9 protein-coding genes are annotated in these 13494 nt (G+C 34.5%); 4 read left to right on the forward strand and 5 right to left on the reverse strand.

The annotated features are described in order from the left end of the window. Nucleotides 1–12 precede the first annotated feature (12 nt). The 5 genes from H600_RS0103395 to panC all read right to left on the reverse strand — a co-directional run bounded on the left by H600_RS0103395 (nt 13) and on the right by panC (nt 5957). Complete coding sequence (locus H600_RS0103395; RefSeq protein ID WP_026727476.1) at nt 13–1977, reverse strand: transglycosylase domain-containing protein; 1965 nt, start codon at nt 1975–1977, stop codon at nt 13–15. A 20-nt stretch (nt 1978–1997) separates the two neighbouring features. After that, nucleotides 1998–3359, reverse strand: coding sequence for a DNA repair protein RadA (gene radA / locus H600_RS0103400; RefSeq protein ID WP_026727477.1), 1362 nt, complete (start codon nt 3357–3359; stop codon nt 1998–2000). Continuing rightward, the gene (locus H600_RS0103405) at nt 3359–4513 is read right to left on the reverse strand and encodes an alpha/beta hydrolase (RefSeq protein WP_026727478.1); all 1155 of its coding nucleotides are present in this window, start codon (nt 4511–4513) and stop codon (nt 3359–3361) included. Before H600_RS0103405 ends, radA begins: the two co-directional genes overlap by 1 nt. Before the next feature lie 200 nt (nt 4514–4713). After that, nucleotides 4714–5064, reverse strand: a complete 351-nt coding sequence (gene panD, locus H600_RS0103410) for an aspartate 1-decarboxylase (RefSeq protein WP_026727479.1) — start codon at nt 5062–5064, stop codon at nt 4714–4716. A 14-nt stretch (nt 5065–5078) separates the two neighbouring features. Next, entirely contained in the window at nt 5079–5957 is an 879-nt protein-coding gene (gene panC, locus H600_RS0103415) for a pantoate--beta-alanine ligase (protein WP_035108279.1), read from the reverse strand. A 78-nt stretch (nt 5958–6035) separates the two neighbouring features. Between panC and H600_RS0103420 the strand changes: the two genes are divergently transcribed. The 4 genes from H600_RS0103420 to H600_RS0103435 all read left to right on the forward strand — a co-directional run bounded on the left by H600_RS0103420 (nt 6036) and on the right by H600_RS0103435 (nt 13423). After that, nucleotides 6036–6842 (forward strand): glycogen/starch synthase, encoded by an 807-nt coding sequence (locus H600_RS0103420; RefSeq protein ID WP_026727481.1) that lies wholly within the window; start codon nt 6036–6038, stop codon nt 6840–6842. An 18-nt stretch (nt 6843–6860) separates the two neighbouring features. Then, nucleotides 6861–8468 carry a BamH family beta-barrel-assembly machinery protein gene (bamH, locus tag H600_RS0103425; protein WP_026727482.1) on the forward strand — a complete coding sequence of 536 codons (1608 nt, stop codon included), beginning with the start codon at nt 6861–6863 and terminating at the stop codon, nt 8466–8468. Between the two features lie 9 nt (nt 8469–8477). Then, nucleotides 8478–10328 (forward strand): glutamine--fructose-6-phosphate transaminase (isomerizing), encoded by a 1851-nt coding sequence (gene glmS / locus H600_RS0103430; protein ID WP_026727483.1) that lies wholly within the window; start codon nt 8478–8480, stop codon nt 10326–10328. A 305-nt stretch (nt 10329–10633) separates the two neighbouring features. Further along, nucleotides 10634–13423 carry a TonB-dependent receptor gene (locus tag H600_RS0103435; protein WP_026727484.1) on the forward strand — a complete coding sequence of 930 codons (2790 nt, stop codon included), beginning with the start codon at nt 10634–10636 and terminating at the stop codon, nt 13421–13423. Nucleotides 13424–13494: the final 71 nt, after the last annotated feature.

Genomic DNA, 13494 nt, shown 5'->3' on the forward strand with positions numbered 1-13494 from the left:
CGTGGCAAAATCTTACAAATCAAACTCATCATCAACAACCAAAGAATCATTTTTAATCGCCGTTGAATCCGGAACTTTGATTTTTATCAAGGAACGTGCATTTCCAGAAATATAAACGGGCAATTGTCCAATCGTATCTTCGGGAACCAATAAGCCTCTGCGGAACATTAAATTTTTCAAGAATTTCTGATTTTTAATCGCAAAATCCTTCAGATTACCTTCGTCGTTAAATTGATACATGAATTTTCTTGGTTTCGGAATAATCGTTGCCAAATACAAACATTCATCTACATTTAAAGCTGATGGACTTTTTTGGAAATAAAAATGACTTGCTTCGCCAATTCCATATACATTCGGTCCCCATTCAATAATATTGAAATAGACTTCCAACATTCTTTCTTTGCTTACAATTCGGTTGTTTTCTAAAATGTAAACTAACAGGATTTCTTCAAGCTTTCGTGAAAGCGTCTTTTCTCTCGTCAAGAAAACGTTTTTAATCAATTGCATGCTGATTGTACTTGCGCCGCGTGAGAATTTTTTAGTTCTAATATTCTTTAGAATCGATTGTTTGAAAGCCTCATTGATGAATCCACGATGCGAGAAGAAAGAAGGGTCTTCTGTCGTCAAAACACATTTTCTCAAATAAGGAGAAATTTGATCCAAAGGTGTATAATTCGGGTTTGCATTTCCGACCAAAATTGGTCTTTGCAATACATTTTGGATTATGGCACGATAAACAAATTCGCCGTTTAGTTTGTTCAAATCGGCTTCGCCGTATTTTGTAATTCGTAAATCTTCTTTGTTGAGTTTGCTGTCAAAAACTAATGTGTTCGGCTTGTTTTTGTTGAATTTGAAATCGAGTTTATAATCGAAATTACCAGTAGCTTGCATTCCCTGAAAATGTGTAAATAAACCGTCAGGAAGTGAAACGATAAAATCCTGCGCTTTCATTTTCGGAATGTCTACTTTCAAAGTATAAACCGTATCTTCTTCTGTATCATATGAAATATAGGGTTTTACTTTGATTTTATTTAACTGCATTGTTGAGGTGCTATCAATCGAGATAAAATTATCTCCCAATAAAAAGCGGTAATCAAAACGGGCATTTTTGATTACGACATCTTTGCTTGCGATTTTTGGATGATTGATTTTTAAATTGGTAATTGAAGTAAAACCATCAATATGAAGCTCACTTCCGCTTTTGTCAATTTTTTCGATATTCAGTCTGATGGAATCAAAACTGGCTTTTAGATTATAACGTTCATCTAAATACGGAACGCGAATTGCTCCGGTATCTAAATTAAAAAATCGAATATCAGCTTTTTGATTTCTTGGATCAGCAAAGCCTTTTAAGTTCCATTTTTGGTCAAAATCTTTGCTTACCACATGAATATTGGTTTCTAGTTGTTTGTTGTCTAAAACAAGCTTATTGATTGCGATGTTTGTCTTTTTCCCGTTGTCATCAATTTTGAATTGGAAGTTTTTCAAATTCATATCAGTCGGAACCAAATTCAACAGTTTTGAAATGATTCGGTAAGCAAAAGCGCCATATTTTCGTTTTTCACTTTTTTCAGAGTCTTCGCTGTTTCTTTTTAAGAAGGCGTCAAAGTTTCTGATTTTTCCTTTTTTGACTAATTGAATATAGCCGTTGTTTACTTTTAAAGTTCCAACCTGCACGTCACCAATTAATAAATTGCTCAAACTCACGCTGGTTTCAATATTATGAATTTTAAGCAAGGTATCGGCATTTTTTGGAACCAAAACAATGTCTTTCAGTTTGATGGTAGACAAGCCGTCAAAAGAGGCTTCTTTTACAGAAAAGTCGCTGTTGTAGCTCACCGCCATCTTATGGGTAACTTTTGCAATTGCTTGTTTTAAAAGTGAATCGCGAAAGTAGTAAAGCGCAATGCAAAGCAAAACCAATAATACGGCAAGTATTTTTAGCGCTTTGTATATTTTTTGTTTTGGAAAATTCATAGTGGTATTTTTATCAAAAATCAACCGAAAAGAATACTTGCAACATCTTCAATTTTTGCGACAAGTTCAATTTTGATTCCGGTATTTTTTAAAGCTATTTTATTGTATTTAGAAACAAAAATAGTATCAAAACCTAGTTTCTCAGCTTCTTGAATGCGTTGATCGACTCGATTTACAGGGCGAATTTCCCCAGAAAGCCCAACTTCTCCGGCAAAACAAAAACCTTTTCCAACTGGAATATCTTCGTTTGAAGATAAAATTGCGGCAACAACGGCCAAATCAATTGCGGGATCGTCAACAGAAATTCCACCAGTTACGTTCAAGAAAACGTCTTTTGCGCCCAATCGAAATCCGGCTCTTTTTTCTAAAACGGCCAAAATCATATTTAATCTTTTGGCATTATATCCCGTTGTACTTCTTTGCGGTGTTCCGTAAACGGCTGTGCTCACCAAAGATTGAATTTCGATCATCAACGGACGCATGCCTTCAAGAGTTGTTGCAATTGCGGTTCCAGATAATTCTTCATCTTTATGCGAAATCAATATTTCTGACGGATTGCTCACTTCGCGCAAACCGCTTCCAAGCATTTCATAAATTCCGAGTTCAGATGTTGAACCGAAACGGTTTTTTAATGAACGAAGAATTCGGTAAATATGATTTCTGTCGCCTTCAAATTGAAGAACAGTATCAACCATATGTTCCAGAATTTTCGGCCCGGCGATATTTCCGTCTTTTGTAATATGCCCAATTAAAATAACCGGAATATTGGTTTCTTTGGCAAATTTGATCAATTCAGCAGTGGTTTCTCTGATTTGAGAAATACTTCCGGCTGTAGACTCGATGTAATCTGTATGTAAAGTTTGAATCGAATCAATAATTACAATTTCCGGCTGAATCGCTTCAATTTGTTTGAAGATATTTTGTGTTTTGGTTTCCGTCAGAATGTAGCAGTTGTCGCTGTTTGGCGTAATTCTTTCAGCACGCATTTTTATTTGTTTCTGACTTTCTTCGCCCGAAACATACAATGTTTTATAAGGTAATTTTAATGAAATCTGAAGTAAAAGTGTACTTTTTCCGATTCCTGGTTCTCCGCCCAAAAGCGTTAACGATCCTGGAACGATCCCGCCTCCTAAAACACGATTCAATTCTCCGTCAGTAGTATCCATTCGGATTTCCTGTGCCGAATCAATTTCATTGATCTTTAAAGGCCTTGGTGCTTTACTGGTTGAAGTTGGTTCGCTTTTCCACGCTACTTTTTCCTGTTTCTGAATGATTTCTTCAGCAATTGTGTTCCATTCTTTGCATGCGTTGCACTGTCCCTGCCATTTAGAATATTGGGTGCCACAATTTTGACAGAAAAAAGAAGTTTTAACTTTTGACATTATTTAGTTTTTTTGGCAAGCGTATTCATTTCGTCAATTTTCTCATACATCAAATCTTTGTTCAAATCCCCAATTGGTTCCATTTGAGAAGCATTTTGGTATTTTTTTGAAGCATGTTTTGGATCGCCCATTTTTTCATACATCAAGCCCAATTCATATTCGCCCAACATGGCTTTTGGGTAATTTACATTTCCTATTTCAGCCATTTTCCCTAATTCATCGTAGGCATTCTTTTTCAAAATGATATTTTCAATTATTTTGAAATCACTCATTCTTACTGGAACCTGAAATCCTAAAATTTCAGACATTGTAGCATATTTTTTTTCTAAATAATCTGAATAGCCAGATTCTAAAACTGCAATTTTTTCATTGTATTCAGCAGAATTAATTGGTCTATAAGATTCGAAAATTTGATACAACGCATTTGGGATTGAATGTAAAACCTCAGTATAATGTGTTGCACCTTTAAATACGTCGTATTTATAATTTACTAACGGATTATTTGCGATTTTAATATTGCTGTTTAATTTTTCAATAGGTTCTTTAATTCTTTTATTGTCGCCTTCTCCCGCTGAAAGATAATAGAATATTGGCTTTTGAATTTTTGCAAATTTTTCCGCTATTCTAACTTCCATTTTTGGAGCAAGTTCAGGGCTAAAGCAGATATATGCGTTAAAGATTGGATCTTCTTTGTATAAATAAAAATTGGCAAAACTCGCTGTTATGTCATGACCCGCAATAATTCTGAATGGGGCTGTGTGGTATTTTTTTTCAATATATGGAATTAATTCTGCTCCTACAAATTCGAAAAATTTTGCTCCCTTTTCAAATGGCAAACCTTCATTTTGATCGATTGTTGAGTCATCCTCACGTTCATCATTTTTATTTTGATGAATACCTATAATAATCATTTCAGGGATATCATCCCAATACGAACCATAACTTACGGCTCCCAAAAATGGATCAAATAAATAATCGCCGTCGAATAAGTATAAAACCGGATATTTTCGATCAGATTTTTCGTCATACGAAGGAGGAAGTCCAATTGTAATTCTTCGTTCTTCTCCTAGTTTTTCAGATTTGATATTGTCAAATTTTTTCTGTGAAAAAACAGAAAATGAGATGAATGCAAGCAGTAGGTAGACTTTTTTCATGATTTGTGGCATTTCAGTGAATTAAAAAGTATTGAAAATTGTATGGCAATATAATACTTTATTTGCTTTTTGGTATTTTGGGATTGAAAAAAAGCAATGATTTCCTACGCTTAAAGATTTTGATTTAAGGCATAAGAAAATCTGTTTGTGCAAAAAGGTTTTTGACAAATTAAAATTAGAAGTAAGCGTAAAATAAGGTTTTATGTTAACGAATTATCGTTTTCATTTGGAAAAATGATCCATGGCTTGAAGGTTTTAGCTTCTTCAAATTCCAAGGTTGCGTATGAAATAATGATAATAATGTCATCTTTTTGAACCTTTCTTGCGGCCGGACCATTAAGAGTGATTTCGCCTGAGTTTTTTTCGCCTTTTATGGCGTATGTTTCAAAACGTTCCCCATTATTAATGTTAACAATAGATACTTTTTCGCCTTCAATAATATTTGAAGCTTCGAGTAGTGTTTCATCAATAGTAATGCTGCCAATATAATTTAAATCGGCTCCGGTAACTTTTACTCGATGAATTTTTGATTTTATAACTTGAATTTGCATGCTGCAAAGGTAATTTAATTTAATGAAATGGTGTCAATTAACCTTATAGAATTAACAAATACCGCTATAAACGCACGATATTTTTTGTCATTAATTTTATGATCAATAGGTAATAATGTAGATTCGTCAGCGATCACGAAATATTCGAGGTCAAATCGTTCATTGTCCTTAAAAGCATCTTCCACAAATTGTATGGTTTCTTCAGGAGTGCTATTTTGAAATATTTCTTTGGCTTCGGTCAAAGTTTTGTAAATTATTGAAGCTTCTTTTCTTTCTTCTGCTGTCAAACGCTCATTTCTAGAGCTCATTGCTAAAAGATTGTCTTCTCTAAAAATTGGGCATCCAACAATATTTACTGGCAAATTGTTTTTTTCGACCATTTTTTTGACGATTTGCAACTGTTGAAAGTCTTTTTCCCCAAAATAAGCATTGGTTGGATTTACGATTTCAAAAAGGCGTTTTACAATTGTTCCGACACCGTTAAAATGTCCTGGTCTGAATTTTCCTTCCATCTGATTTTCTAAACCATCAAAATCAAATGTTTGCGAAATAGTGTTTCCTTCGTAAATATCTTCGACAGAAGGAGCATATAAAATTATTTTGTCACTTAATCCTCGCATTTTTTTTACATCTTCTTCAAGAGTACGAGGATATTTTTCTAAATCTTCAGGATTATTGAACTGCGTAGGGTTTACGAAAATACTTACAACAGTGTCGTCATTTTCTTTAAGTGATCGCTGCATTAAAGCCAGATGCCCTTGGTGTAAAGCTCCCATAGTTGGTACAAATCCGATAGTTGAATTTGCGGTTTTGATAGTTTTTAAATAGGCTATCAAAGCTACTTTACCGTAAAAAATGTGCATGGCAGTATTATTAAAATTTAGTGCAAACATAATATATTAGTTATAAACTGCATAAAATTTTGTAATTTTGCGACGTTTTTATTACCAAAAATTAAGTAAAATACTATTATGAAAGATAAGAGGATATTATATGTATCATCTGAAGTCGTGCCTTATTTGGCTGAAAATGAGGTTTCTTTAATGTCTTATGACGTTCCGAAAATGATTAACGATCAAGGAGGTCAGATAAGAATTTTCATGCCGAGATATGGAAATATCAACGAGAGAAGACATCAATTACACGAAGTGATCAGACTTTCTGGAATGAATTTGGTAGTGAATGACTTAGATATGCCATTGATTATTAAAGTTGCTTCAATTCCAAAAGAAAGAATTCAGGTTTATTTTATTGATAATGACGAGTATTTTAAGCGTAAGGCAACTTTTGCTGACGAAGAAGGTGCGTTATATCCTGATAATGATGAGCGTGCAATCTTTTTTGCCAAAGGAGTTGTTGAAACAGTTAAAAAACTAAACTGGGTTCCGGACATTATTCACGTTCATGGATGGTTGGCAGCGATGCTTCCTATTTATATGAAACATTATTATAAAAATGAAGCTTTGTTTTCTGAAACTAAAATCGTTACATCTGTTTACGGACAGTCTTTCGATGAGAATTTGGATATGGAAATGATCAACAAAGTTAAATTTGATGGTGTGCCTCATGAATCAGTTTCTGATTTGGAAGTTCCAAACTACGAGAATGTTTTGAAAGCAAGTATATTACATTCAGATGCTGTTATTATTGCATCTGAAAATGTTTCCCCAAGTTTAACAAAATTTATAGAATCTTCAGGAAAACCTTTTTTACCTTTCGCCCCGAAAGATGCATTCGCTGAAGCGTATACAAATTTCTATAGAAAAATGGGTCTTTAATTAACTTTAAATTTAAACATGTATAATACTTCTTTTATTAAGAAAATTCTAATAGCGGCAACAGTTGTTTTTTTGTATTCCTGTGACAGAGATTTTAATGCGATTGGCGATGAATTGATTGGAGACAATCACTTTGATTTGACGCCTGAGAAATATGATGTTTTGGCTTATAATCAAGAAATAACGCCTATTCAGTCAAACGGATTGGCAATAAATGCTTTGGGTATTTATGACAATCCAGTTTTAGGTACCACTATTGGAAATTTTGTTACTCAAGTTTCTTTATCGGAATATGCTCCAATAATTGGTGAAGGTGCTGTTATTGATAGCGTGTATTTGAGTGTTCCTTATTTTAGTCATGTTAAGTCTACTGATGCTGCTGGAAAACGTACTTATGAATTAGACTCTATTTATGGTCCTGCAGCAGGAAAATTTGATTTAAGTGTTTATGAGTCTAAAGTTTTAATGCGAAGCAGTTTTTTTGATAATGGTACGCAATTGCCTCAATTGTATTATACTAGTCAAAATGATGTAGATTTTGATGGAAATATTGGTGTAAAACTTAATAATTCAAGTAATAAAGCCCAAAATACAGAATTCTATTTCGATAATGCTGAAGTAGCAAATAAAGCCGTAGATGCAGCTGGTAAAGTGACATACACAAAAGTGAAGCCAGAAATGCGATTGATGTTAGATAGCAAATTTTTCAAGGAAAAAATTCTAGAAGCTCCAGCAGAAAAGTTAGCTTCAGCAGCTTTATTTCAAGATTGGTTTAGAGGGTTACACTTTAAAGTACAAAGATCGACAGCTGGTAATGCTAATATGGCTTTGATTGATTTTGCGAAAGAAGGTAAAATAGTTATTAAGTATAAAGCAAAAACTGCAATAACTACGGATCCAGAAGCAACTACAGAAGATAAAAGTATTGAAATTAATTTGACTGGGGCAACGGCAAGTCTTTTGCAGGATGCTAAAAGTTCTGCCTATGCAAATGCAATAAGCGAATCAAATATAAATAGAACAGAAGGTGATGAGAGCCTTTATATTAAAGGTGGTCAAGGATCTGTTGCTGTAATCGAATTGAATGGTTTTGCTTCGAAGTTGGCTGAAATCAGAACAAAAAATTGGCTGGTAAACGAAGCTAATCTGGTTTTTTATATTGATTCAGACAAAATGGCTGTAAAAGATGGTAATGGTTTTCAGGCGGATGAGCCAAAAAGAGTTTATCTCTATGATTTAACTAACAATGTTCCTTTGGTAGATTACTCTGACGGAACAACGGGTTCGCTTGCAAATGACCCTAAGGCTACAAAATTTGTTTTTGGAGGTTTAATCAATATTGATGCTACGACTAAACGCGGCAATTATTATAAAATAAGAATAACGAATCATATTCGAAATCTTATAAAAGATGCAACAGCTGAAAATGTAAAATTAGGTTTGGTTGTTACCGAAGATATTGGAGTGATTACTTCAAATAAATTAAAGTTAAAAAATAGCGTTATTTCTGAGGCGCCAAGAGGTTCGGTTATGGGTCCGTTAGGAACTATCCTGTATGGAGGAAAATCTTCTGTTGCAGATAATAAAAGACTGAAACTTGAAATTTACTACACGAAACCAAATTAATAAATATATATGTGTGGAATTGTTGGATATATTGGCCATAGAGAGGCGTATCCTATTGTTATCAAAGGATTAAAACGACTCGAATACAGAGGTTATGACAGTGCCGGTGTGATGTTGTTTGACAACGAAGCTGGTGTAAAGCTTTGTAAAACAAAAGGTAAGGTTTCGGATCTTGAAGCTAAAGCGCAAGATGATTTTACAACAAATGGAACTATCGGAATAGGGCATACCCGTTGGGCAACGCACGGAGTTCCGAATGATGTGAACTCGCATCCGCATCTTTCTAATTCTGGTGAATTAGTAATTATTCATAACGGAATTATTGAGAATTATGCACCGCTAAAAGAAGAGTTAATCAAGAGGGGTTATACTTTCAAATCGGACACAGATACGGAAGTGCTGGTAAATTTAATCGAAGACGTACAAAAAAAGGAAAATATTAAATTAGGTAAAGCTGTTCAAATAGCTTTGAATCAAGTTGTAGGTGCTTATGCAATTGCAGTTTTTGATAAAAAAAATCCTGATGAAATTGTTGCTGCAAGACTAGGAAGCCCTTTAGCAATTGGTGTTGGAGATGGTGAGTATTTTATAGCATCTGATGCTTCTCCTTTTATTGAATATACTTCAAATGCGATTTATCTTGAAGATGGTGAAATAGCAAACATTAGATTGCATAAACCTCTTAAGGTTAGAAAAATAAAGGATGACTCTTTGGTGGATCCTTATATTCAAGAGCTTCAGATGAACTTGGAGCAAATTGAAAAAGGAGGTTATGATCATTTCATGCTTAAAGAAATCTACGAACAGCCAAGTGTAATTAAAGATACTTACAGAGGAAGACTTCATGCAAATGATGGAATTGTTCAAATGGCTGGTGTAGAAGATAATCTTGAAAAATTCTTAAATGCAAAAAGAATTCTGATTGTAGCATGTGGTACTTCATGGCACGCAGGTCTTGTGGCGGAGTATATTTTTGAAGAGTTTACGCGTATTCCGGTTGAAGTTGAATATGCTTCTGAATTTAGATACAGAAACCCAATTATAAACAAAGACGACGTTGTGATTGCAATTTCTCAATCAGGGGAAACAGCTGATACGATGGCGGCTATCAAATTGGCAAAAGAAAATGGTGCTTTTGTTTTTGGAGTTTGTAATGTTGTAGGTTCTTCTATTTCAAGAGAAAGTCATGCAGGTGCTTATACACACGCTGGGCCAGAAATTGGAGTGGCTTCAACCAAAGCTTTTACTACGCAAATCACGGTTTTGACTATGATTGCTTTGAAATTAGGAAAAGCGAAAGGTACTTTGACAAATAGCGATTTCCATGCTTACTTACAAGAGTTAGAAATAATTCCAGAAAAAGTAGCCGAAGCTTTGGAAACAAACGATAGAGCAAAAGAAATTGCAGCCGCTTTTAAAGATGCAGCAAATTGTCTTTATTTAGGTCGTGGATATAATTTCCCGGTTGCTCTTGAAGGTGCTTTGAAATTAAAAGAGATCTCATATATTCACGCTGAAGGATATCCTGCTGCGGAGATGAAACACGGTCCAATTGCTTTGATCGATGAGCATATGCCAGTTATTGTAATCGCACCTAAGCAAGGTCATTATGATAAAATTGTAAGTAACATTCAGGAGATTAAATCTCGAAGCGGTAAAATTATCGCAGTTGTTACTAAAGGTGATACGCAAGTTCGTGAATTGGCTGATTATGTAATCGAAATTCCAGAAACTTCAGATGCATTGTCTCCATTAATTACAACTATTCCGTTACAATTGCTTTCTTATTATATTGCAGTTATGAGAGGTTGCAATGTCGATCAGCCACGTAACTTGGCAAAATCAGTTACTGTAGAATAGTATTTTATTACATATAAATGTTAAAAAAGCGAGATTTAGGTCTTGCTTTTTTTTATTATCAGATTTTTTTTCTATCCCCTGTATTTTTATTAAATCCTCATTTTTTTAATCAAATTTTATATGTATGCATACTATTTAAGATTTGGATTGCCTTGTTGTTGCTGTTAATTGAATAAAACACAATGTGAAAAAGTTAAAATACTAGCAATATTTATGCGTTATATTAATTTTTTTTAACGTTTTTTTATTAATATCAAAAATATTTGTATTTTGGCTAGATAAACTAACCAAAAACCTAACCCAAAATGAGAATCTACTTGCTGATTATGTTGTTTTTCTGTGGCGTTTCTTTTGCGCAGAATACAATTACTGGTTCTGTTACCGACAGTAACAAACAATCTATTCCTGGTGCTAATATTAATATAGTTGGAGGTACGTCTGGAACTTCGACTGATTTTGATGGCACCTTTAAGTTGAATACTGCTTCTAAGCCGCCTTTTACGCTTAAGATATCGGCAGTAGGTTTTGAAACCAAAACAATTAGTGTTACATCTTTAAGTCAAAAAGTTGATGTAATATTGAAAGATGAGGAGAATAAATTGGATGAAATTGTAGTTTCGGCTTCCAGAACTCCTGAGAGAATTATCGAATCGCCAGTGACTGTTGAGCGAATGGGACTTCAGGAAATTAAGAATACTACCGCTCCCACGTTTTATGATGGTTTAGAAAATTTAAAAGAAGTACATTTTAATACTAGTAGTATTTCATTTAAATCAATTAATACACGTGGTTTTGCTACTGTGGCTAATACTCGTTTTATGCAGTTGGTTGATGGAATGGATAATTCATCGCCAGCATTGAATTTTGTTTTGGGTAACTTAATAGGTGTTTCAGATATTGATGTTGCAAGTGTTGAGCTTTTGCCTGGAGCATCTTCAGCGCTTTATGGAGCAAATGCTTTTAATGGTATTATGTTCATGAGTAGTAAAAGCCCTTTTACAAATGAGGGAATAAGTGTTTACTATAAATATGGGCAAACATCTCAAGATGTAGCAGGGACTAATGATTATAATGATTTCGGAATTAGAGCAGCTAAAGCCTTTACAGAGACTTTTGCTATGAAAGCTAATTTTACTTACATGGAAGCTACAGAATGGATTGCTGCGGATAAAAGAAGTATGACAGCCGGAGGTGATAGTCATGCAGTAAATCAGAATTATGATGGATTGAATATCTATGGTGACGAGGTTACTACTTTTATTCCAAATGTTGGGCAGGTAAGTAGAACTGGATATCGTGAGCAAGATTTGACAGATAATAAGGTTAAGAGTATGAAAGCGGATTTCAGTGCGCACTTTAAGCCTTGGAAAGATGATACTGAGTTTATTCTACAATATAAAATTGGTACAGGAAGTACGATTTATCAAGGAGCAAACAGATATGCTCTGAAGGATTTCTTGATGCAACAAGGTAAATTTGAGGTAAGAGGGAAAAACTTCTTTGGTAGAGTTTATTTTACAAGTGAAGATGCTGGAGATTCTTACGATATGCGATTTGCGGCATGGAACGTAAACAGAGCAGCAAAATCAGATCAAGAATGGTTTACTAATTATGCTACTGCTTACCAGTATTCTGGTGCTGTAATGGGGACAAATGCAAATGAGTCTGCTGCAATTGCAAGAAATTTTGCAGATTACAATATTCTTCCTCCTGCGCTTTCTTTTCTTCCAAAGCCGACTGGTTCTGCTAGATTTGAACCAGGTTCAGCTCAGTTCAACAACGCACTTGCTAAAGTAACTGCAAATCCTGATCTAACTCAAGGAGCGAAATTTATCGATCATTCAAAATTATATCATTCAGATGTGAATTATAATTTTAGAGATATGGTTAAATGGGCAGAAATTCAAGTCGGTGGTTCTTGGAGAAAATATGTTATGGATTCTGAAGGAACAATCTTTACGGATTATGATGGTCCAATTGAGTATAAAGAATATGGAGCATATGCGCAATTGCAGAAAAAATGGATGGAAGACAGATTGAAATTCACAGGATCTTTGCGTTATGACAAAAGCCAGAATTTTGACGGAAACATTTCGCCAAGAGTTTCGTTCACGTATGCTGCAGGTGAATCAAAAAGACACAATTTCAGATTGTCTTACCAAACAGGTTTCCGTAACCCAACGACACAAGATCAATACATTGGTTTGGATTTAGGGCCATTTGCTTTAATTGGTTCAGCGCCTGAAAACTTAGATAGATTTCAGGAAACAATGCCTGTGAGTTTAGCGGGTCAAGCTATGGGAGCTCCAGCTACAGTAAATTTATCAGGTCAAAATGCTTATCATAATGCTTATACTGTAGCTTCTGTTCAGGCTTTTGCAGCATCTGCAAATCCAGCTGATCTTAAAGTTGCAGAAATAGGGTTAGTAAAGCCAGAGCAAGTTCAGGCTTTTGAGGTAGGATATCGTTCTGTTGTTCAAAATGATTTATCAATCGATTTGAATGCGTATTATAATATTTATAATGATTTCATGAATACGGCGAGAGTAATTTCTCCATATTATGGTACAGTAGGAACAAATCCTGCAGATCCAAATGTGCAAATGACGTATGCGGCATTGGCTTTTGGTGACAGAAGAGTATATCAAGTTTATACAAATACGACTGCGCAAATTTCATCATTAGGTTTTGGAGTAGGTTTGTCTAAAAAAGTCTATAAAGATTTTGAAGTTGGTGTGAATTATAACTATGCGCAATTTGACTTCGATCAATCAGAAGATCCTAGTTTTGTGGCTGGATTTAATACACCAAAACATAGAATTAAAGCTTCTCTTGGAAATGCAAAAGTGGCTAAGAATTTAGGATTTAATGTAAATGTGAGATGGAATACTGAGTATTTGTGGCAATCTTCTTTCGGAGACGGAATGATTCCAGAAAATACAGTTCTTGATGCGCAAGTTAATTATGCTTTGCCAAAACTGAAATCAGTTATCAAAGTTGGGGCGACAAACCTATTTGGAAAAGATTATATTCAAGTAATTGGAGCTGGAGCAATTGGACAGATGTGGTTTGCTTCTTGGACAATTAATCCATAATTAAAGAACTGAGTTTGATGAAGTGAGGTTTTCTTTCTGTTTTTTGGATGAAAAACGAAATAGAAAGAGGT

It is taken from the genome of Flavobacterium denitrificans DSM 15936 (assembly GCF_000425445.1).
Lineage (GTDB): Bacteria > Bacteroidota > Bacteroidia > Flavobacteriales > Flavobacteriaceae > Flavobacterium > Flavobacterium denitrificans.

Coding starts and splice junctions, on each gene's coding strand:
- glmS (WP_026727483.1), top strand. CDS start 8,478: ATGTGTGGAATTGTTGGATATATTGGCCATAGAGAGGCGTATCCTATT.
- panC (WP_035108279.1), bottom strand. CDS start 5,957: ATGTTTGCACTAAATTTTAATAATACTGCCATGCACATTTTTTACGGT.
- panD (WP_026727479.1), bottom strand. CDS start 5,064: ATGCAAATTCAAGTTATAAAATCAAAAATTCATCGAGTAAAAGTTACC.
- H600_RS0103420 (WP_026727481.1), top strand. CDS start 6,036: ATGAAAGATAAGAGGATATTATATGTATCATCTGAAGTCGTGCCTTAT.
- bamH (WP_026727482.1), top strand. CDS start 6,861: ATGTATAATACTTCTTTTATTAAGAAAATTCTAATAGCGGCAACAGTT.
- H600_RS0103435 (WP_026727484.1), top strand. CDS start 10,634: ATGAGAATCTACTTGCTGATTATGTTGTTTTTCTGTGGCGTTTCTTTT.
- H600_RS0103395 (WP_026727476.1), bottom strand. CDS start 1,977: ATGAATTTTCCAAAACAAAAAATATACAAAGCGCTAAAAATACTTGCC.
- H600_RS0103405 (WP_026727478.1), bottom strand. CDS start 4,513: ATGAAAAAAGTCTACCTACTGCTTGCATTCATCTCATTTTCTGTTTTT.
- radA (WP_026727477.1), bottom strand. CDS start 3,359: ATGTCAAAAGTTAAAACTTCTTTTTTCTGTCAAAATTGTGGCACCCAA.